The 21213-nt window shown below is 44.2% G+C and carries 23 protein-coding genes and 1 riboswitch; of the genes, 14 read left to right on the top strand and 9 right to left on the bottom strand.

Translation table 11 applies throughout. The features are described 5' to 3' along the window. Positions 1–8: 8 nt before the first annotated feature. Both modB and modA read right to left on the bottom strand, forming a co-directional pair. A complete protein-coding gene (gene modB / locus MY9_RS16840) occupies positions 9–701 on the bottom strand; it encodes a molybdate ABC transporter permease subunit (RefSeq protein ID WP_148267357.1) in 693 nt (230 codons plus the stop codon). Continuing rightward, complete coding sequence (modA, locus tag MY9_RS16835) at positions 673–1455, bottom strand: molybdate ABC transporter substrate-binding protein (protein ID WP_014665372.1); 783 nt, start codon at positions 1453–1455, stop codon at positions 673–675. The genes modB and modA overlap by 29 nt, the downstream gene beginning before the upstream one ends. A gap of 110 nt (positions 1456–1565) precedes the next feature. Between modA and MY9_RS16830 the strand changes: the two genes are divergently transcribed. Next, positions 1566–2492 (top strand): substrate-binding domain-containing protein, encoded by a 927-nt coding sequence (locus MY9_RS16830; protein WP_041521534.1) that lies wholly within the window; start codon positions 1566–1568, stop codon positions 2490–2492. 29 nt (positions 2493–2521) lie between these two features. On the opposite strand, the gene MY9_RS16825 is transcribed toward MY9_RS16830, so the two are convergent. Both MY9_RS16825 and MY9_RS16820 read right to left on the bottom strand, forming a co-directional pair. Then, a complete protein-coding gene (locus MY9_RS16825) occupies positions 2522–4375 on the bottom strand; it encodes an LTA synthase family protein (RefSeq protein WP_014665370.1) in 1854 nt (617 codons plus the stop codon). Between the two features lie 99 nt (positions 4376–4474). After that, positions 4475–4957, bottom strand: coding sequence for a metal-dependent hydrolase (locus MY9_RS16820; protein WP_014665369.1), 483 nt, complete (start codon positions 4955–4957; stop codon positions 4475–4477). A 165-nt stretch (positions 4958–5122) separates the two neighbouring features. Between MY9_RS16820 and sspJ the strand changes: the two genes are divergently transcribed. Further along, positions 5123–5263, top strand: a complete 141-nt coding sequence (sspJ, locus tag MY9_RS16815; RefSeq protein ID WP_014665368.1) for a small acid-soluble spore protein SspJ — start codon at positions 5123–5125, stop codon at positions 5261–5263. A gap of 116 nt (positions 5264–5379) precedes the next feature. After that, positions 5380–5559, top strand: a riboswitch (Lysine riboswitch). Positions 5560–5662: 103 nt separating this feature from the next. Then, a complete protein-coding gene (locus tag MY9_RS16810; RefSeq protein ID WP_014665367.1) occupies positions 5663–7072 on the top strand; it encodes an amino acid permease in 1410 nt (469 codons plus the stop codon). 38 nt (positions 7073–7110) lie between these two features. On the opposite strand, the gene MY9_RS20965 is transcribed toward MY9_RS16810, so the two are convergent. Together MY9_RS20965 and MY9_RS16800 are read right to left on the bottom strand one after the other, a co-directional pair. After that, positions 7111–7383, bottom strand: a complete 273-nt coding sequence (locus MY9_RS20965; RefSeq protein ID WP_014665366.1) for a hypothetical protein — start codon at positions 7381–7383, stop codon at positions 7111–7113. A gap of 52 nt (positions 7384–7435) precedes the next feature. Then, positions 7436–8383, bottom strand: a complete 948-nt coding sequence (locus MY9_RS16800) for an iron-hydroxamate ABC transporter substrate-binding protein (RefSeq protein ID WP_014665365.1) — start codon at positions 8381–8383, stop codon at positions 7436–7438. A 206-nt stretch (positions 8384–8589) separates the two neighbouring features. Here MY9_RS16800 and MY9_RS16795 point away from each other — a divergent pair, with 206 nt between their 5' ends. The 6 genes from MY9_RS16795 (at position 8590) to MY9_RS16770 (ending at position 14727) form a co-directional block, all read left to right on the top strand. Next, a complete protein-coding gene (locus MY9_RS16795; RefSeq protein ID WP_041521533.1) occupies positions 8590–9636 on the top strand; it encodes a FecCD family ABC transporter permease in 1047 nt (348 codons plus the stop codon). Continuing rightward, entirely contained in the window at positions 9636–10646 is a 1011-nt protein-coding gene (locus MY9_RS16790) for a FecCD family ABC transporter permease (RefSeq protein ID WP_014665363.1), read from the top strand. Before MY9_RS16795 ends, MY9_RS16790 begins: the two co-directional genes overlap by 1 nt. Before the next feature lie 15 nt (positions 10647–10661). Beyond that, positions 10662–11471, top strand: coding sequence for an ABC transporter ATP-binding protein (locus MY9_RS16785; RefSeq protein WP_014665362.1), 810 nt, complete (start codon positions 10662–10664; stop codon positions 11469–11471). 170 nt (positions 11472–11641) lie between these two features. Further along, positions 11642–12835, top strand: coding sequence for an efflux RND transporter periplasmic adaptor subunit (locus MY9_RS16780; protein ID WP_014665361.1), 1194 nt, complete (start codon positions 11642–11644; stop codon positions 12833–12835). After that, the gene (locus MY9_RS16775; RefSeq protein ID WP_014665360.1) at positions 12819–13508 is read left to right on the top strand and encodes an ABC transporter ATP-binding protein; all 690 of its coding nucleotides are present in this window, start codon (positions 12819–12821) and stop codon (positions 13506–13508) included. The genes MY9_RS16780 and MY9_RS16775 overlap by 17 nt, the downstream gene beginning before the upstream one ends. Next, positions 13501–14727, top strand: coding sequence for an ABC transporter permease (locus MY9_RS16770; protein ID WP_014665359.1), 1227 nt, complete (start codon positions 13501–13503; stop codon positions 14725–14727). Before MY9_RS16775 ends, MY9_RS16770 begins: the two co-directional genes overlap by 8 nt. 33 nt (positions 14728–14760) lie before the next feature. On the opposite strand, the gene MY9_RS16765 is transcribed toward MY9_RS16770, so the two are convergent. From MY9_RS16765 to MY9_RS16755, 3 genes are all read right to left on the bottom strand, one after another. After that, positions 14761–15171 (bottom strand): regulatory YrvL family protein, encoded by a 411-nt coding sequence (locus MY9_RS16765; protein WP_014665358.1) that lies wholly within the window; start codon positions 15169–15171, stop codon positions 14761–14763. Positions 15172–15231: 60 nt separating this feature from the next. Continuing rightward, on the bottom strand, positions 15232–16389 hold the full coding sequence (gene oxdC, locus MY9_RS16760; protein ID WP_014665357.1) for an oxalate decarboxylase: 1158 nt from the start codon (positions 16387–16389) through the stop codon (positions 15232–15234). Between the two features lie 120 nt (positions 16390–16509). Then, positions 16510–16662, bottom strand: a complete 153-nt coding sequence (locus MY9_RS16755) for a YvrJ family protein (RefSeq protein ID WP_003244090.1) — start codon at positions 16660–16662, stop codon at positions 16510–16512. Positions 16663–16863: 201 nt separating this feature from the next. On the opposite strand from MY9_RS16755, the gene sigO reads away from it, so the two are divergent. From sigO to MY9_RS16730, 5 genes are all read left to right on the top strand, one after another. Then, on the top strand, positions 16864–17394 hold the full coding sequence (gene sigO / locus MY9_RS16750; RefSeq protein WP_003228469.1) for an RNA polymerase sigma factor SigO: 531 nt from the start codon (positions 16864–16866) through the stop codon (positions 17392–17394). Between the two features lie 3 nt (positions 17395–17397). After that, a complete protein-coding gene (rsoA, locus tag MY9_RS16745; protein WP_014665355.1) occupies positions 17398–17637 on the top strand; it encodes a sigma-O factor regulator RsoA in 240 nt (79 codons plus the stop codon). A gap of 151 nt (positions 17638–17788) precedes the next feature. Beyond that, positions 17789–18502 carry a two-component system response regulator YvrH gene (gene yvrH / locus MY9_RS16740; protein WP_041521425.1) on the top strand — a complete coding sequence of 238 codons (714 nt, stop codon included), beginning with the start codon at positions 17789–17791 and terminating at the stop codon, positions 18500–18502. Then, on the top strand, positions 18499–20241 hold the full coding sequence (yvrG, locus tag MY9_RS16735) for a two-component system sensor histidine kinase YvrG (protein WP_014665352.1): 1743 nt from the start codon (positions 18499–18501) through the stop codon (positions 20239–20241). Before yvrH ends, yvrG begins: the two co-directional genes overlap by 4 nt. Before the next feature lie 71 nt (positions 20242–20312). Then, positions 20313–21191 (top strand): SMP-30/gluconolactonase/LRE family protein, encoded by an 879-nt coding sequence (locus MY9_RS16730; RefSeq protein ID WP_014665351.1) that lies wholly within the window; start codon positions 20313–20315, stop codon positions 21189–21191. The last annotated feature ends 22 nt before the right edge of the window (positions 21192–21213 follow it).

Genomic DNA, 21213 nt, shown 5'->3' with positions numbered 1-21213 from the left:
GGAGTTTTTTAGTGCATTTTTTTCTGTTGAATGAAAAACAGCATCAAAAAGGAAATGACAACAATACAGACGACCCACGCCCAGGCAAGGGTATTGTTTCCGGAATCCAATGCAACATATATGGCCGTCGGCAGTGTTTGTGTAACACCGGGGATGTTCCCGGCAAACATGAGTGTTGCGCCAAATTCTCCGAGCGCCCGCGCTAGGCTGAGGATGCTCCCGGTTAGCAATGAAGGATAGGCAAGCGGGACGGAGATATGGATAAAGACCTTCCATCTGCTTGCGCCGTCTACCATTGCCGCACCCTGTATATCGGGGTCAATATCAGCAAATCCGGTTTTGGCTGATTGATACATGAGCGGAAAGGCTACAACAGCCGAGGCGATCACAGCGGCCCACCAGGTGAAAATGACAGGCTGCCGGAAGATCCACTCGATGGCTTGTCCGATGAAGCTATGCTTTCCGAAAATGACGATCAAAATAAAACCGACAACAGTAGGCGGAAGAACGAGCGGAAGCATAAAACATGTTTCGAGCGCAGTTTTTCCGAAAAATGATGCCCGTGACATCCAAGCCCCAGCAAGTGTTCCGAGAATAATGACAACAATTCCGGCAACTGCCGCCACCTGAAAGGAAAGCATAACAGGTGTTAAGAATTCTGAAGCGTTTATGTTACTCAGCAGTAAAACCATATTTCTCAAATACTTTCATTGCTTCATCAGATTGCAGGTATTCGTAAAATTCCTTCGCTTCCTTACGGTGTTTTGTATCTTTTACGATTCCTAACGGATAGACAATCGGGCTGTGTGTATCTGCTTTTGCCTCGTCAATAATGGTGACCTTTTTCGAGACCAGGGCATCTGTTTTATAAACAATACCTGCGTCTACATTGCCGGTTTCCACATAAGAAAGAACTTGGCGAACGTCTTTTCCGTACACAATTTTATCCTTCACGTTGTCCCATAAAGACAGTTTTGTCAGTGATTCTTTCCCATAAGCTCCTGCCGGTACGGATTCCGGAGTGCCGAGTGCGATTTTTTCTGATTCAGCCAGATTGCTGAAGCTTGTCACAGGTGAATCTCCGTTTTTCGGTACGACCAGCACAATTTCATTGCCGACTAAATCAGTGCTGTCTTTTTTTGCGATATCCCCATCATCCACCAGCTTTTTAAATTTATCCTCAGCAGCTGAGAAGAACAGATCTGCTCCTGCTCCTTGAGAAATCTGTTTTTGCAAGGCGCCGGATGAGCCATAGTTATCTTGGATGGTAATATTTTGATGCTCTTTTTCATAATTTTTTTGGATTTCCTCAAGTGCATCCTGCGCGCTTGCGGCAGCTGAGATCGTTAATGTTACTTTTTTCCCGCTGTCTGTTGAAGACTGGTTTAAAGAACAGCCTGCTGCAAGCAGAAAAGCGGTTAAGGCTGCGATTAAAATAGAATACTTCTTAAACATGATTGCACCCCTTATGATTAGTTATATCTAATTATAACTGATTATGTTTGGTTTATGTGGGTTTTTTTACATTCGGCGAAAAGGTATAATAAAATAGGAGAGTGATGATGATGAATGAAACCTCTTCCTATACGATAGAAGAAGTTGCAGGTCTGCTAAAGGTATCAAAGCTGACCGTTTATGATTTGATTAAAAAAGGCGTGCTGCCTGCTTACCGTGTTGGAAGGCAGATGCGTGTGGATGAAGAAGATTTAAAGCAATATAAGACGAATATGAGAATGTCTCAGCCCATCGCTGCAACAGAAGCGCAGAAACAGATGCAGGAGGCTGAACCGGACGGCAGACCGAATGTCATGATCAGCGGACAGGACATTTCGATGGATCTTCTCAGCAAGCATTTGGAGAATGCCATTCAGGAGACGCCGCTCCGTAAATACAAAGGAAGCTTAAACAGCCTGATTGATATGTATCAAGGCAAGTGTGACATTGTCAGCCTTCATTTGTACGATGCAGAAACGGGCCAGTATAACGCGCCTTATGTAAAACGGATTTTGTCAGGTGAACCGTTTTGTCTCATCAATGTCGTTCTCCGCAAAGCAGGTCTGTATGTGCAAAAAGGGAATCCGAAAAACATTCAAGGCTGGAAAGACTTGAAAAGAGCTGATATCCGGATCATCAACAGGGAAAAGGGTTCTGGCGCAAGGGTGCTCCTTGATGAACAGCTTGGCTTGCTTGGTGTGAAGCCGGCTGATGTAAAGGGATACGGCGATATCGTGACCGATCATTACGCTGCCGCTTCACAAGTTTCAAGCGGACAGGCTGACGCGGGAATCGGGGCGCAGCACGCGGCACATATGGGACGTGTTGATTTTATCCCGCTCATCGACGAACAATATGATATCGTCGTTTTGAAAAAAAATGAGCAGCTGCTCAAAGCCGTGAAGGAGATTTTGAATTCTGAGGACTACAAGGCGAACTTGTCTCATTTAAATGGCTATGAAACAAAGCTGACTGGCAAGGTGATGTTGGAAACGTAAAAATCCCTCTTTATATAGAGGGATTTTTTTCATTCGGAAAACCTGAGCAGGTCACCATTTAAAATTTTATCAGAGAGAGACAGCTCTTCGTTTGCTTTCTCCTTATAAGGGAGGCACGCATCCTGATCTTCCAGTATTTCACCTGTTTTTTGGCTGTAGCATGTGTTTTTCGTGTATATAAAATCGTTCGTAATAAAGCTGCCGTTTCGCAGCACGGCGAATGGTGTGCGATCGCCCGACAGCAAATCATTGCCGAATTGAATATCGCCTTTTGTGTCAACGCCGAGTAAATGCATCAGTGTCGGTCTGACGTCGACTTGTCCGCCAACATCAGAGATGGTTTCCGGCTGTTGATCGGTGATTCCCGGGATATGTATGATAAACGGCACCCGCTGGAGCTGAACATTGTCATACGGAGTGATTTCGTCTTTTCCTAAAAACTCTGCCAACGCTTCGTTATGGGCTTCTGAAATGCCGTAATGATCCCCCATAAATACAATCATCGAATTTTCGTATAAGCCTTCGTCCTTCAGCTTTTTGATAAAATGCTTTAATGCCTCATCCTCATAGCGCACCGTTGTCACATAACGGTTTAGCAGGGCGCTGCTCGAATCGTATTCATCAATCAGCTGATCTTTTTTATCAATCTCAAACGGAAAATGATTCGTTAACGTGATGAAACTGCTGAAGAATGGCTGCGGCAGACTTTTCAGCTTTTCGGCGGACTGCTCTAAAAATTCCTTATCCTTTAAGCCCCAGCTTGTCGATGTTCCGGGAGTGACATGAAAGTCATCAACATCAAAAAAGCGGTCAATCCCAAATGTATCGTACATGACATCTCTGTTCCAAAATGTTTTATGGTTGGCATGAAAGGCGGCTGAATAATAATCATGCTGTTTCAGCGATTTGTACATCGTATGAAATTGATGGTCGCTTTTCGTGAAAAAGACGGCGCCGCTAAGGGAAGGATACATTGAGTTAGCAACGATGAATTCTGAATCAGATGTTTTCCCTTGTTCTGTTTGCTGATAGAAATGATCAAAGGAATAGCTTTTTTTAACGAGATCATTCATAAAAGGGGTAATTTCTTTTCCATTGACTTTTTCATTCAGCACAAAGCTTTGGGTCGACTCAAGTGTTACAAAGATGACATTGCGTCCCTTTGCCAGTCCGAATTTGCTTTGATCAGGCTTGCTATAATCAGCCTCTGTGTAATTTTTAATGGCAGATATGCTGTCTTCATCGGCAAATGCCTTCGCGCTTATATTAACAGTCTGAGAAATCGTATCGTATATATGGAACTGAAACAGACCGATGCTTTTGACGAGCATTTCCCGGTCAAAGGAATGTGCCAAAAGCTTCGGCTGCTGTACTTCTGCAAGTGCCAGCGTGCATAAAATCATGCCGCAGGAAGCTGCATAGTACCGTTTGATCGTGCGGGGAGCGGCTTTTGTCTGCGGCTGTTTCGTTTTTCTGGCGAGCAGCAGCAGACAAACCAAATCCGCAAACAGGGCAATAAACAGAGGATGGAACAGTTCTTTTACACTGCTGCCCATATCGCTCATGTTGCTGGCCTGAAATAAAACCGGAATGGTAATAAAATCGATATAAAATCCGTAAAAAATCGTATTGGAGATCAAGATGACAGTCAGAACCAGATTGGCAATCAGCAAAAAGACCCGCTGCTTGTTTCCTTTCAGAAGCAGGCCGATCCCGAATAAAGGAAGGATAAAGCTGAGCGGATTGATCAGCAAAATCAGCTCTTCCAACAGAGTGTCGATCTGCAAATCAAAGCCGAGTTTATATATCACATACGTTTTGATCCACATAAACAAGATCGAAAAACATAAAAACCGCTGATTGTGAAAAAAGGTTCCTTTCATCAATATGACTCCTCACGTTTTCTTGATCATCTGCATGAAATGCTTCTTAAGTAAAACCTACTAAAAACCGCCGGTTCAGACAAGTTTCAGCACTCGCATTTACAACATGCGTCCATGAAACAGCATATAAAAGTAGTAACATGAAGCAAGGGTCAGGCCGGCTAGCACGAGCTGCTCAGAAAAACTGCCTGTCTTCATATATAATGGAAGCCGCACGCGGATCGTTGAAGGGAATAGTAATTTGATTCCGTTCACTGTCCAAGCGTCAAGAATCAAGTGGCTCGCCATTCCGATCATTAAGCCGGCTGAGATGTTTTTATCTGGAATATATGTAGAAGTGATAAAAAACATGATGAGCATAAACAGCAGGCTGTGTGTAAAGGTACGGTGGCCAAAAACGGAGCTGACCACTTTCGATAAAATAGGAAATTTTCTCCCGATTTTGCTTTGCGTGTGGCAGATATCGGGAATCAATGCCCCAACCGCGCCTGACGCAGCCATAAGCACTGGATCAAATCCATAATAATAAGCTGCTGCCGTACAAGAAGCGATGCCTCCCATGATGTGTGTTTTTCCTGTCATTTGCCGCTTCTCCTTTATCTTTTGCAAAAAATCTCTGAATTACAAATATATCAAGAGAATGTATGTTTGATCAACAGGACTTTGGACGATAAAAAATTTCCCGCATAATTTTTCAGGAAAAAGGCATCTTAAACATGTACCTATTTTTAAAAAGAGGTGATACGAATGGGTTTCTTTAATAAAGATAAAGGAAAACGTTCCGAAAAAGAAAAAAGCGTAATCCAAGGAGCTCTTGAAGATGCAGGTTCAGCTCTAAAAGATGATCCGCTTCAAGAAGCTGTGCAAAAAAAGAAAAATAATCGATAATCACATGCGGATAGGGCTTGGCTCTATCCGTATTTTCCATCTGTTCCCTTTGACAGATCATCCTTTCTTTGATAACCTTCTGGGAGTAACTGAATAATTAAATCCTCACTCTTTCTCAGTGAGGTAGAGGTTGCGCGGATGATGAGTCACACATGCCAGGCTGACAGGAGCTGTTAAACATGTGTAAAAGGCATCAGCGCCGAAGTGTGGAGAAAGCCGATCCTTCTCTATGCTGGGACTGTATCTGAATAAGTGCAGGACTGCCGCGTGCTTTTTCGCGGAGGGCTATCCGGAGATCAAGGGTGTGTGTTTCTTTAAGCATGGACTTTTGTTCAGGCTTTTTTTGCGTTTATATGATCTCGGGGTCTGGTCCGTACAAAGAATCATGGAGGTACTGGAATGGAACAGACAAAAAAATGGGGTTTTTGGTTATTAACGGCGTTTGTCGTTGGAAATATGGTTGGATCAGGAATTTTCTCCTTGCCGAGCTCGCTTGCTTCAATCGCAAGTCCGTTTGGCGCTACGTCCGCCTGGCTTTTGACAGGTGCCGGCGTGTTGATGATTGCGCTTGTGTTCGGGCACTTGTCCATTCGCAAGCCTGAACTGACAGCGGGTCCGCAAAGTTATGCCAGAGCACTGTTTTCCGATCCGAAGAAAGGCAACGCTGCCGGTTTCACAATGGTGTGGGGCTACTGGGTGGCGAGCTGGATCAGCAACGTGGCGATCATCACAAGTCTCGCCGGTTACTTGACTTCATTCTTCCCGATCTTGGTTGACAAACGTGAGATGTTTTCGATCGGCGGGCAAGAGGTGACGCTCGGCCAATTGCTGACGTTTGCCGTATGTACGATCTTGTTATGGGGAACGCACACGATTCTTGTTGCCAGCATTAACGGTGCAAGTAAATTGAACTTTGTCACAACGCTTTCTAAAGTATTAGGTTTTGTCTTCTTTATCGTTGCCGGTTTATTTGTGTTTCAAACGACATTATTCGGTCATTTTTATTTCCCGGTTCAAGGAGAAAACGGCACAAGCATTGGAATTGGAGGCCAGGTTCATAACGCCGCGATTTCTACACTGTGGGCGTTTGTCGGAATTGAATCCGCGGTGATCCTGTCCGGTCGTGCGCGTTCTCAGCGTGATGTGAAACGTGCGACGATTACCGGCTTGCTGATTGCTTTGAGCATTTATATTATAGTGACTTTAATTACGATGGGTGTTCTGCCGCATGATAAGCTTGTCGGCTCTGAAAAACCATTTGTTGATGTACTCTATGCGATTGTTGGAAACGCGGGGAGCGTGATTATGGCGCTTTTGGCTATCCTTTGTTTATTCGGAACGATGCTCGGCTGGATTTTGCTTGGCTCTGAGGTGCCATACCAAGCCGCTAAAGCAGGAGATTTCCCGGCAGTTTTTGCAAAAACGAATAAAAAGGGAAGTCCGGTCATTGCACTCATTATTACAAACGTCATGTCACAGGTCTTCATTTTCTCCGTTATTTCTCGGACAATAAGTGACGCATTTACATTTTTAACGACAGCGGCGACACTCGCATATTTAATACCGTATCTGGTATCTGCAATTTACAGCTTGAAGCTAGTCATCAAAGGTGAAACGTATGATCAGCTGAAAGGCTCCCGTGTAAGAGACGGATTGATCGCGATACTGGCGTGTGCATATTCCGTGTTTGTTATTGTAACAGGCACAGCAGATTTAACGACATTTATTCTCGGAATCGGTTTATTCTTTGTCGGCTTGATTGTTTATCCATTTGTGAATAAAAAGTTTCAAAAAGAAAAACAAGCATAATGAAAAGACACCTGATTTGTTTTGTCAGGTGTCTTTTTTTATTGAAATACAATTTCTCCTGTTAGCAATCCGATTGTTAAAACAGCTGACAGGAAAGCTGAAATAGAAAGAAAAACCTTTACGGATAATCGTATTTGCAAAAAACGGTTTTTCAGCCTCTCCAGCAAACCAAACAGAATAAGGACTAAGATAAAAACAAAAAACACATCTGAAAAAGGTTTTCCGATATAAAGCCCGTTAAAAAAACTGATCGCGATGATGATACAGCTTAATATGAATTGAGTAAAAAAATATCCGATGTGTTTCAACATGAGCCGCTCCCTTTATTGCATGAAAAAAGAGCCGCCTGTCCGGCTCTTTCGTTTATTTAGTCAAGCTTTCCGTAATAAACTTCAGTTGGCCTTCTAATGAAATCGGATCGGTGAAATAGAAGCCAATCGGATCAATCTTATAGACATGGCCATTTTTAACGGCGTTCAGGTTCTTCCAAATGGAGCTGTCAAATACGCCGCCATCATCACCGCCTGATTGCCATGGGCCCGCGAAAATATAATCTCCGGCGAAGTCAGGGAGCTTTTCTAATGAAATACTTGTATAACCAGGTCCCTGGTCAATGGCTTTTTCTTTTGTCAGCTTTGTCGCCTTCAGGCCGAGGTCTTTGTAAATAATGCTTCCGCCTCTTCCAAAGTCTTTACCGAATACGTAAATGTCTTTTCCGTTCGTTTGCATAATGGAAATGGTTTTGTCACCGACCGCTTTTTTGATTTTTGTTTTAGCTGCCGCAACTTTTTTATCCCACTCGGACAGCCATTTTTCAGCTTTATCTTCAGTTCCTGTCATTTTTGCAAATTCTTTCAGCTGTTCGATGTTGTCGAGCTTATCGTATTTTACTGCGACAGTCGGCGCGATTTTTTCAAGCTTTTTAATATCAGCACCCTGTGTTGTCCAGACGATAATCAGGTCGGGGTTTAAATCAATGACCTTTTCAACCGAAGTGCCGTCTCCGATGTTTTCGACGCCGGCTGTTTTTCCTTTGTAGTAAGGGTTTTTAAATACGTTCTCAGGTGCACCGACAACGTTGATGCCAAGTGTTTTGAAGTAGCCGTAGTAGCCGTCAGCCATGACAACCACCCGTTTAGGATGCTTGGGGATTTTTACATTCCCGTTTTCAGCCTTGTATGTAAAGGTTTCTGCGTCTTTTGAATCAGAGGCAGAGCCTTTGCTTTCTGAGTTATTTCCGCAGGCTGCCAGCGCTGCAATCAATAACAGGGCAAAAAACGCGGCTCCGAGTTTCTTGTATATATGGGACATATCTCATACCTTCTTTCTAAAAAAATAGATGAAAAAGAGAATCATTATCAACTGTGATTATACCACTGCAAGTGCCGGTTGACACGATATTTTTGCAAATGCATTTTCATTTTTGTTCAAAACACGCTATTAAATCTGTTGAAAAAAGTGATATACTGAAACAGCAATTGATAATCATTATCAGTATCGGAAAGGAAGTACGGCAGTTGAGTCAACATAAAAATATACAGACTGCATCAGAAGAAATCCAATGGACGTCAAGGACATATGGCGCGGTTATCGTCCTTATTGCAGGTCTATGCCTGCTTTGCCTTGGCGCACTTTTATCCATATCCCTCGGTGCAGCGGATATTCATTTGCACACTGTATGGAACGCCATTTTTCATTATCAGCCGACAAAGACATCTCACCAAATTATACATGATCTTCGGCTGCCGAGAACGGCTGCTGCCGCACTTGTAGGCGCATTGTTGGCAGTGTCGGGAGCGATCATGCAGGGGATGACGAGAAACCCTTTGGCAGAGCCTTCGATTATGGGTGTGACATCAGGCTCTGCGTTTGCGGTTTCGATTGCGTTTGCCTTTTTTCCCGGACTTTCTGCAATGGGGCTTGTGCTATGGTCCTTTGCGGGAGCGGGACTGGGGGCATCGACGGTAATGGGCATCGGCATGTTTTCAAGGGGCGGGCTTACGCCTGTAAAGCTTGCTCTGGCGGGTACGGCAGTTACTTATTTCTTTACCGGAATTTCAACCGCCATTGCGATCCGATTTGATGTGGCTCAGGATATCAGCTTTTGGTACGCAGGCGGGGTAGCGGGTGTGAAATGGTCAGGGGTCCAGCTTTTGCTTATTGCAGGGGCTGTCGGTTTAACGCTGGCGTTTTTCATCGCCCGGTCTGTGACAGTGTTAAGTCTCGGTGACGATCTGGCAAAAGGGCTAGGACAATATACATCAGCGGTGAAACTGGTTGGCATGCTTATCGTAGTGATTTTGACCGGAGCTGCGGTTTCCATAGCCGGCACCATCGCATTTATCGGGCTGATCATTCCGCATATTACCCGGTTTTTGGTCGGTGTGGATTATCGGTGGATCATTCCCTGCTCGGCGGTGCTCGGTGCTGTTTTGCTTGTTTTTGCTGACATAGCGGCCAGACTCGTAAATGCGCCCTTTGAAACGCCTGTCGGCGCACTGACTTCTCTTATCGGCGTTCCCTTTTTCTTTTATTTGGCACGTCGTGAAAGGAGAGGGCTGTAATGAAAACAACAACAAGAAAACCGCTCGCCGTAATGGCTGTGACTCTTATGCTTATCGTGCTGGTCTTTTTTATCAGTCTCAATTTGGGTGTTATCAAAATTGCACCGCTTAAAACGCTTCAGGTCTTTTTCGGCCAAGGGACAGCGCGTGATGAACTTGTCTTATTTGAGTTCAGGCTGCCCCGGATCATCCTTTCTTTGCTTGTTGGAGCAGGGATCGCCGTTGCTGGCGCCATTTTGCAAAGCGTGTCTCAAAATGATCTTGCTGAGCCTGGTATTCTCGGAATTAACGCCGGCGGCTCACTTGCCGTTGTGCTTTTTATATACTTTTTTCAAGGATCAGCTTCAGATCTAAGCTTTTTCGGAACATTTATGCTGCCGTTCAGTGCTTTGGCAGGAGCAATCCTCGCTGCATTTCTCATTTATCTTCTGGCATGGAAAAAGGGCGTCACACCGATTCGGCTGATTTTAGTCGGCATCGGGGTAAATGCCGGATTCAACGCCCTGTTGCTGATTTTTCAGCTCAAGATGGACCCTCATGATTTTATGCAAGCCGCGGTTTGGATATCCGGCTCAATATGGGGGGCGAACTGGAATATGATCTGGGCGATCCTTCCTTGGATTGTGATCTTGCTACCATTTACTTTATATAAGGCACGCTATTTGAACATATTGCAGCTAGGAGACCAACTAGCGACCGGACTGGGCACTCCTGTTGAAAGGGAGAGACGGATTCTTCTTCTGGCAGCCGTCACTCTTGCTGCTTCATGTGTGGCAGCTGCGGGAGGCATCGCGTTTCTCGGATTGATCGCGCCTCATGTGGCTAGAAGGCTGACCGGTCCGCGTCACCAGACGCTGATACCGGTCTCCGCCCTCATCGGCGCATTCCTGTTTTTGCTCGCTGATACAATGGCGAGAAATGTATTGGCACCATCAGAAATTCCGGTCGGACTTGTCATTTCCGTGCTAGGTGCGCCTTACTTTATTTATTTATTGATGAAAGCGAATTAGAGGAGGGGGCCGAATATGAATTCATTATCAACGGAACAGCTTGGAATCGGTTATGGCGACAGGGTGATTGTAAAGGATTTAAATATATCGATTCCTAAAGGGAAAATTACCACCTTAATTGGCCCGAACGGCTGCGGGAAATCAACGATTTTAAAAACAATGTCCAGAATTATGCGTTCGCATGCAGGGGCCGTCTATTTAAACGGCAAAGCGATTCATAAAATGTCTACAAAAGACATTGCGAAAGATATGGCGATTCTGCCACAGACACCTGAAGCGCCGAGCGGCCTAACGGTGCACGAATTGGTGTCGTACGGCAGGTTTCCGCATCAATCAGGATTCGGCAGATTAAATGACGAAGACCGCCGGATTATCAAATGGGCGCTTGAAGAAACAGGCATGGCTGAATTTGCTGAACGGCCGATTGAGGCATTGTCAGGCGGACAGCGTCAACGCGTGTGGATTGCCATGGCGCTTGCGCAAGGGACGGAGCTGCTGCTGCTGGATGAACCTACGACGTATCTTGATCTTGCACACCAGCTCGAAATTCTGCAGCTGCTTGACAGACTCAACAAAGAGCAGGGGCGGACAATTTTAATGGTCATTCATGACCTTAACCACGCAGCTCGTTTTTCCCATTATATGATCGCGCTCAAAAAAGGCACGGTCATCAAGGAAGGTACTGCACTTGAGGTCATGACACCGGATATTTTGCAGCAAGTATTTCAGATTGATGCTGAAATCGTGACTGATCCCCGTACAAATAAACCTGTATGCTTGACCTATGATCTGATTAAAAATGAAAAAGAGCTTGTTTCTGTGTAAGAAAAATCCCGGTTCGAAGCCGGGATTTTTTTTATTCGCCGCGAAAATACAATTTTTCTATTTGATTCCGTCATTTCAATAAAAAGATTGCAAGTCTTTTTGAATTAATAGATAATATTGGTTATAATGTTTCGAAAATATTACAATGTTTACAGAAAGAGGAGATCGTTGTGTCCAAGAAGAAAAAATGGCTTATTGGCGGTGCGATTTGTGCTGGTGTGCTTGTACTGGCTGGGATCGGCGCCGGCGGTTTTTACTTTTTTACTCACATGAACCAAATTGCCGTATCATCGGAGCCCTATGCTGAATCGGTAGCGGTATACATGGGAGGAGATTCAGAATCAGGCCAAACGTTTTCTGGAAAGGTTGAACCTGAAAAACAGCAGAAAGTATACATAGATTCAGAAAAAGGCAGTATTAAAAAAACATACGTCAAAGAAGGCGATCAGGTTAAAAAGGGAGATAAGCTTTTTGAGTATGAGGGTGAGGAACACTCTGATGAAATTGAGCAGGCCAATCTGCAAATCGAAATGACAACTTTGCAAATCAACCGTTTGCAAAAATCAATAACAGAAACGGAAAAGAAGCTGAAAGCGGCAGGGAAAGAAGAGAAAGCCCAGCTTCAAGATGAAATTGACCAAGCCAATTTCGATTTGAAAACAAGCCAGCTCGAACTGAAACAGCATCAAAAAGAACTGGCTGGCCTAACGAAAAACAAAGGTTCCAATGTCATTACAAGCAAGCATGACGGAATCGTCCAAAGTGTCAATCAGGATATCGCTGACGGGGCAACAGGCGACCAGGCAACAGGCCCGTATATCCAGATTGTTTCGACAGGCAAATATCTAGTCAAAAGCCAAATCAATGAGCTGTTAATGGACACGATCAAAAAAGGCAGCAAAGTCAAGGTCACACTGAAAACAGGCGGTGAGGGTGAGTGGAAAGGAAAGGTCACCTCGATTGGCAAGCTTCCAGCGGGAGCAGGCGAGGGTGAAGAATCAGAAAGCTTTTCTGATGAAGAAATGAATCCTCAGTCCTCTAACTATCCTTTTACCATTTTATTAGACAGCCATAAAGGTCTTGAAGTCGGCTATCATGTCAACATCGAAGTGGTGAGTGATGATGCTGATGCGGATACGATCAAGCTGCCGTCCGACATGGTCATTCAGGATGACGGCGAACCGTATGTGTGGAAAGCGGATGAGAAGCAGAAAGCGGTTAAGCAGCCTGTTGAAATCGGCGAGACTGATGAAAATGACATGGTGGAAATTAAGAGCGGCCTGACGCCGGAAGATTATGTAATCTACCCTGATCCCGCGGTCAAGGAAGGAAAGCAGGTTACAGTCAATGCTGACACTGAATAATATTTCGAAATCGTACAAGCTGGGAAAAGAAGAAGTTCCAATCTTGAAACATATCAATCTGACCGTCCAGGCAGGAGAGTTTTTGGCTATTATGGGGCCTTCGGGTTCTGGAAAGTCAACGTTAATGAATATTATCGGCTGTTTGGACAGGCCAACCTCGGGAACCTATACGCTTGATCAGATCGATATATTGAAAGGGAAAGACGGAGCTTTAGCCGAAATTCGCAACGAATCAATCGGGTTTGTGTTTCAAACTTTTCATTTGCTGCCGCGTCTCACCGCGCTGCAAAATGTCGAGCTGCCGATGATTTACAATAAAGTGCAGAAAAAAGAGAGAAGGCAACGGGCATATGAAGCGCTGGAAAAGGTCGGATTAAAAGACAGGGTCTCCTACAAACCTCCTAAGCTGTCAGGCGGTCAAAAGCAGCGGGTGGCGATAGCGAGAGCCCTTGTCAATCAGCCGAGGTTTATTTTAGCTGATGAACCGACCGGGGCGCTTGATACCAAATCAAGTGAACAAATTTTGTCACTGTTTTCTGAACTGCATCGGGAAGGCAAGACCATTATTATGATAACCCACGACCCGGACGTCGCCAAAAAAGCTGATAGAACTGTTTTTATCAGAGACGGAGAGCTGGTATTAGATGAGAGAGGGGATATCAGCCATGCTTGAACATATTCGAATCTCCTTTCAATCTATTTTCTCTCATAAATTAAGATCCATTCTGACAATGCTCGGCGTGATTATCGGCATAGCGGCAATCATCGCGATTGTTTCAATGCTGAAGGGCCAAAGTGAGCAATTAAAGCAAAGTATGATCGGCATGGGAAACAACGCGATCAACGTTGTCTACCAGCCGTCTGGCGGTGAAGAGGAGGGCGGCCCTCAGGTATCGTATACATCCGCGCCGCCTGTAGCGGAAGATACAGTAAAGGAGATCAAATCTGATCCTATTGTTAAAGGATTATCCTTATATTACATGTCAGAAGGCGCAAGCGTTTTTCATTTAACAAACGTTTCGTATCCCCAAGTGTACGGAGTGGACGATGATTACTTCGATATGTTCCCAATCCGAATAACCGAAGGGAGAAAGCTGGCGGAAAACGAATTAAACACCACTCACCAAGTGGTGATGATCAATGAAGCTGTCAGAGATGAACTGTTTCCAGAAGGAGACGCTCTGCATAAAAGCATTGAAATGAATGGTGTGCCGTTTAAGGTCGTCGGTGTTTTTAAAGAAAAAAATCAGCAGGAAAGCATGTTTGAAGGCGACTATGCAAATCCGGTTTTGTACGTGCCGAAAAAAGTGTGGCCGCTTATTGAAGGATTTGACGCGCCAACCCAGATTGCCGTGCAGGCTGACTCTTCTGAGCATATCCAAGAAGCGGGTGTAATGGCTGCGGATCTTTTAAATCAGGGACTGTCAGAAGCTGAGTTGGAGAAAGCAGAGTACAGTGTAATGGATCTTCAGGAGATCGCGCAGGAAGTAGAGTCCTTTAATCAGTCATTTGCATTGCTGCTTGGCGGAATCGCCAGTATTTCACTTTTGGTGGGCGGTATCGGCGTCATGAACATTATGCTCGTTTCCGTAACGGAGCGCACGAGAGAAATCGGAATTAAGAAAGCGCTCGGTGCTAAGCGGCGTGTGATTTTATTTCAATTTTTAACCGAGGCTGTCGTGCTGACAAGCATTGGCGGAATACTCGGTGTGCTGGCGGGCTTCGGCATCGCTAAGCTGCTGACGGTTGTTTTTCCGATGCCTTTTATCGTCTCCGTTCCAGCTGTTGTCGGAGCACTCATCTTTTCAATGGCAGTCGGCATTATCTTCGGCTTGCTTCCGTCCATCAAGGCATCTAAGCTTCAGCCTGTAGACGCGCTGCGCTATGAATAAAAAGAACGCATCCAATTGGAATGCGTTCTTTTTTTAGCTGGGAAGTGCTGAGTTGCATTTGTCTAAAATCAAAAATACGGCTGCGATGATCATTTCTTCAGTGGTAGACAGCCAGATGTCGCTGATCATTTCGTCTGTTGTATGAGCAGTCATCCATAAAAACAGAAGCTGGACGATGCCTGCCAGGAGAATGAATAAGCGTTTGTCTGTCTTGAAAAATGTAAAACTATGTATCATCAGGCGTTCAAATGGTTCTAGGAATAGCCCAAGGATAAGAAATAACACAGCAAAAAGCAGGACATGAGCTGCTGAGCGGTAGCTCGTTCCCGCTAAAGAAAATAATATATAGATGACAGCAAAATAGGTCAACACCACTGCTGCTGCGGCCAGCAAGTATTTGATGGAGAGCCGCAATAAAAGTTTTGAAGACGTTTGATGTTTCACAGGTTCAGCTCCTTATGAAGGCTTGCAGAGAACGAGTGCTCTCTGCAAGCTGCAAGTCTATTATTTACTGCATTTCTTTTTTACAACTGGGTGCTTTTCTTTTGAAAGCGCATCAGTAAAATCTTTGCCTAAGTCAAGGTGCGCTTGAACAAATGTTTCAGGAAGCATGGCAAGCCATTGGTTTAAAGATACATCGGCATAATGGTCGTCTTTGAAGATTTCTAAAAAGACAAGCGGTTCATCCCCAATGTTTTCAACGTAATGACCCATTGCAAATGGTACATATCCGACATCACCGGCTTGGTAGTTAAACGTTCTGGCATGGCCGTCAGATGCAAAGACGGTCATTCTTGCTTTACCGGAGATGTAGTATTGCCATTCGTGTGTATTCGGATGCCAGTGCAGCTCTCTCATGGCGCCGGGTTCTACTGTTACGAGCGCTGATGCGATGGTTTTAGACACTTTGAAGTTTGTCGAATCTGCAATGTATACTTTCCCTCCCTCAGATTCAATCGGCTCTTGTTCAAGAAGGCGGTAAGTAAATGGATAAGGCACTTCGCCGTTCGGCCCTTCCACAATGTCATCTTTTAAGCTGCCAGGGAGTTGGTTTTCAAATATATATTTTTCTTTGCCTGGCAAATTAGCAATCTCTTCTTTTGTCACGCCGAAGTTCGCAGCAATCACTTCTTTTGGAGTGTGGGCAAGCCAATCTGTCAGCTGGAACGTGCTGTTTTCTGAGAATGATCCATCGTCAAACACAAGCAGGAATTCAGCCCCCTCATCCAGCGCTTGGATAGAGTGCGGCAGGCCTGACGGGAAGTACCAAAGGTCACCTTCACTTACATCATCAATAAAGCTGCGCCCTTTTTCATCAACAATTGTGACTCTTGCGCTTCCGTAAATCATATAAGCCCATTCTGCTTCTTTATGCCAGTGCAGCTCGCGAATGGCGCCTGGCTTCAGTCGCATATTTACAGATGCAAGGTTTTCTGAAATCGGCAGTTCACGTACTGTCACTTCACGGGCATATCCGCCTTTTTCTAATCGGTTATGAGTGTCAGAGAACGAAAACTTCATATTGCTGACGGTGCCATGATCGGTTTCAGGCGGAACAAGCATGTCAGGGTTTTGCCGGTCTCTTTCAATATTGCGTGGGATTTTTACCGTTGCTCCTTTGTCTCCTCTAATTGGCTGCGGAATGTCATTTTGTTTTTTCATGAAATGTTTCCTCCTTAGATTTAATTGTGATAGCAGAAAGAGAAGGTGAAAGGCCTTTCGTTTTCCCTTCTGTTTTGTTAAGTGAAAAAAATCAGTGAAAAGTCAACTTTGATTGAAAAATTATTTTTTTGCATGATCTTTCAGTTCTGTCATTAGTTCTATGAGTTGATCAAACTTCTTTTCGAATCGAGTCAGCAGGTACATTGCAATCAGCGCGGGAAACCCCAAATTGCCGATTTGTTTTACGACTTCCTCTATAAAAACCTGATCCATAGGAAAATACCTCCCTTCTTTTTCTGCAGTCATGTATGTAAGTGAAGGAAATCCGATAAAACGTAAACTGCTGCAAAGTATTTTGGAAGACACTAGTCGGAAAGTAGTAGTTTACTTTTTTTTGCTTTCCTTCATTTAATTTAGTAGGGAGGCGGTTTGATGGACTATCAAAGTCTTTTACGGTCAAAATGTAAGGAGATAATGAAGCATCCCATCGTGAAGCATTTTTTGAGCAATCCTCAGCATTACCGTTTGTTCAAAAACGTAATGGAAAGCCCTAACGAAAAAGATGCAAAATCATTGGACGAGCTATTTAAGCAGTTTTATAAAGAAATCCGCATCGTCAAGTATATGAATTCAATGATTCGCATCTTTTCTATTGATTTTGATAAGCGGGTTCGCAAAAATCAAAAACGGTATCCGCTGACGGTTGATCATCCGGAGGCAGGAGATCGACTTCCTTCCGAAACAGGAAGCGATGCATTTGAAGAGTTTTTAGACCGGCAGGATGATTTGAGTCAGCATGTTCAGGATTATCAGCTCTACCAAGCGATTCAGAATCTGACTGACAAACAAAAAAGCGTGCTGACGAAAGTGTATCTTCACGGTGCCACGATGCAGGAGATTGCAGATTCATTAGGGGAGTCCCGGCAAAACATTTCCAACATTCATAAAAAGGGGCTGGAGAATATCAGAAAGCAGCTAGCGGCGCAAAAAAAGGGGGAAAAGTAAGCTGTGAACGGCCAGTTTGAACAAAAAAAGAAACAAAATGACGAGACTTTTGACATTGAGCACCTGATTGCATGCTTTTCACCAATGATCAGAAAAAAACTCAGCAATACGTCCTATCAAGAAAGAGAAGATTTAGAGCAAGAGCTGAAGATCAAAATGTTTGAAAAGGCTGATATGCTTTTGTGTCAGGATGTCCCGGGATTTTGGGAGTTTATTTTGTACATGGTAGATGAGAACTCATAATATTTTCATATAAAAAAACATCAAAAGGGAGCGCTTGTTTGCTCCTTTTTTGCTGTTTTGATTTGCCAAGCTCCAATGTATTCAAAAATGTACCATAAATAAACGATATAATGATAAGATGAAAAAAACAGTGACAGAAAGGAACATAAAAGTGGAAAATGCGTCAATTTTAATCGTAGACGATGAGAAAGCGATTGTGGACATGATCAAACGCGTTCTCGAAAAAGAAGGTTATCGAAATATACTGGATGCGGCAAGCGCAGAAGAAGCGATTCCTGTTGTGAAGGCCAATAAGGTTGACTTAATTGTGCTGGATGTCATGATGGGCGGAATGTCCGGTTTTGAAGCCTGCACGCTGATCAGAGAGTATTCAGAAGCTCCGATTTTTTTCCTGACGGCAAGATCATCCGACGCGGACAAATTATCGGGCTTTGCGGTTGGAGCTGATGACTATATCACAAAACCATTTAATCCGCTGGAATTAGCGGCGCGGATCAGAGCGCATCTCAAGCGTACATATCAATCGAAAGAAACGAGTTCAAATCAAACATACACATATGATTATTTTACTTTTTCTCCGCAAAATGCCGAGCTGATCGTAGGCGGGGAAGCCGTTGCTTGTTCAGCTCAGCTTCTGCAGCTTTTGCAGTATTTTTGTGAACACCCTAACGTGGTGCTTTCCAAGGATCAAATATATGAAAAAGTATGGGGCTACCCTTCCTATGGTGACAACAACACCGTCATGGTTCATATTCGCAAGCTTAGGGAGAAGATTGAGCGCGATCCGAGCAATCCGGAGTATATTGTAACCGTTCGAGGTCTCGGCTATCGTTTTATCCCAAATCCTGAAGGCAAGCGGTCATGAGGTTAAGATGGAAGTTTTTGTTTCACTTTTTCGGGCAGATGCTGATTGTGATCCTGCTGCTTACGGTGATGCTTGTTGCGTCGTTTTTCTATTTAGACGCTCGTTTTAGCGATGCGGAATCTAATTCGGGACTGACGAAGGCGACGACCGACACACTTGAAGCATATCTCGATGTAAACGAAGACGGGACATGGGAAGTGGATAATTTCCTGAAGAAATCTGTCGATAAACAGCACGGCTGGATGCAAATCATTGATTCGGAAGGAAACACTGATTATTCCTACGGCGTGCCAAAAGACGTGCCGGGCACCTATACCAAGAAAGAGCTATTGTCTATTTATAAAATCAAAAAGCTTCATAACTATAAACTGAATTATTGGGCTATCAATATTGAAGATAAGTCGTATCTTCTATTGTTCGGCTGGAAATCAAAGAGTGAACAGCTCCTGACTTCCGTAGAAAAACGCGAACAAAAGATAGACGATCTAGCGCACTATAAGTCTGGCACCATTGACTATATTAAGCAGAAAAAAGGCGCTATTTACCTGTTAGACAGCAATGGAAACATTCTCGACAGCATCAACAGCACAAAAAGCGAAAGAAAAACGATGAACCAGCTGGAGCTGCTGAAATACAGCTCTAAACCTTGGAACTATAAGCGGGAAATTTCCGTTAAGATTCTCAATAAAGACAGATGGATGGTCGCTACGGTGCCGAACCCTGTCTATGTAACCGATCAGGAGTTTAACAAATCATTCCTGAAGGTTGTATTAAAAGCGATGTTTCTTGTTATGGGCGTTTTGTTCATGTATATCATTTGGATGACCGTTTGGTATATGTTCCGGTTCGGGCTGCCGATTTTTCACACGATTCGATGGCTGGTCAATCTGTCAAAAGGGAAGCTTGAGGAACCCAGAAACCGGGAAGGCCATCCTGTCAGCAAAAATAAAAAGGGGAAAATCAAACAGCCGTACCGCTTCTTCGGTGAGATATTTGAATCAATGGATCAGCTGACTGAAACGCTGAGAAGGGATAAAAGAAACAGGGAAAAAATCCAGGCGACAAGGGAAGAATGGATTGCCGGTTTGTCACATGACTTAAAAACACCGCTCAGCAGCATTTACGGCTACAGCATGATGCTCGAGTCGAAGCAGTATGACTGGTCGCCGGAAGAAGTGAAAGAAATGGGGCAGGTTGTCAGAGAAAAATCTGAATACATGTCCAAGCTGATTGAAGATTTAAATTTAACATATCGGCTGAAAAATGATGCTCTTCCTATTGAGAGAAGGCTTACCAGCCTTATCCCGTTTTTTAAAAATGTCATTGAGGATTTTAAGAAAAATCCGTTTTCTGAAGGGTATGATATCTCGTTTGTATCCAAAGAAGAGCATATTGAATTTGCACTTGATGAAGCGTGGTTCAGGCGCATATTAGAAAATCTCCTTGGGAATGCCGTGAAGCACAACGGCAAAGGAACAGAGATTCAAGTCATTCTGGAACAAACAAAAAATCATATTTCTTTAAAGGTGAAGGACAATGGGAAAGGAATGGATGAAGAAACGATTACCCATTTGTTTAACCGTTACTACAGAGGGACGAACACAAAAGATTCAACTGCCGGAACGGGTCTCGGGCTCGCGATTGCCAAGGAGCTTGTCCATCTGCATAACGGAACGATCCATGTGAACAGCAGAATGGACATTGGGACGGTCATTACCATCCTTTTTAAAAAACAATAAACATCAAGTGGTTTGGACACCTCTTTGCCGGGAATAACAATATATAGACTGAAGCTAAAGAGGTGTAACACATGGATGCAGTATTGGAAGCAGACACTAGGGCAGTGATTGGAGAAGGCCCGTTATGGGATGAAGAAAACGGCCGCTTATATTGGGTTGATATCCTGGGAAGCGAGCTCCACATTTTTGACCCTGAAGAAAAAATTAACCGATCAATCAAATTCAAATCCTTTGTGACGGCGCTTGCGAAATATTCAAAGGATGAACTGATTATGACGATGAAGGACGGGTTTTACCTGTATCATCTTCGGGATGATAGCTTGGAGAAAATTAAACAGCCGAAGGACATGCATGAGAGCCTGAGATTTAATGATGCTAAATGTGACCCGTACGGAAGGCTTTGGGCGGGAACGACGAGCATGGAAGGCGAGCAAAAACAGGCATCGCTGTACCGTTTGAATCTAGACGGCAGTCTGGTCAAAATCAAAGATCAAGTCTCGACCTCAAACGGTTTGGATTGGGACCGCGAGCGGAATTTGATGTATTACATCGACACGCCGACGCAGGAGATTGTGCGCTACAGCTATGACCCTCAAAGCGGAGATGTTTCAAATCCAGAACCTGTCTATCGTTTTGACCAATCAGACGGATTGCCGGACGGCATGACAATCGACCAAAATGGCATGCTGTGGGTGGCGCTGTTTGGCGGCAGCCGCGTTGTTCACATTGACCCGTTTGAGAAAAAAGAAATCAATTCAATCAGCGTGCCGGCTAAGTATGTCACGTGCTGCGCGTTTGGCGGCAGAGACTTAAAAACCCTTTACATTACAACGGCAACGGAACAAATGACAGAAAAAGAAAGATATGAGCAGCCTCACGCTGGAGGGTTGTTTTCAGCACAACTGGAAACAGGCGGATATCAGCCGGTACCATTTGTTGGAGACGTATAAAAAAAACGCATCCGATAGACGG

Source organism: Bacillus sp. JS (assembly GCF_000259365.1).
GTDB lineage: Bacteria > Bacillota > Bacilli > Bacillales > Bacillaceae > Bacillus > Bacillus stercoris.
This window is presented reverse-complemented; position numbering and strand designations above follow the sequence as displayed.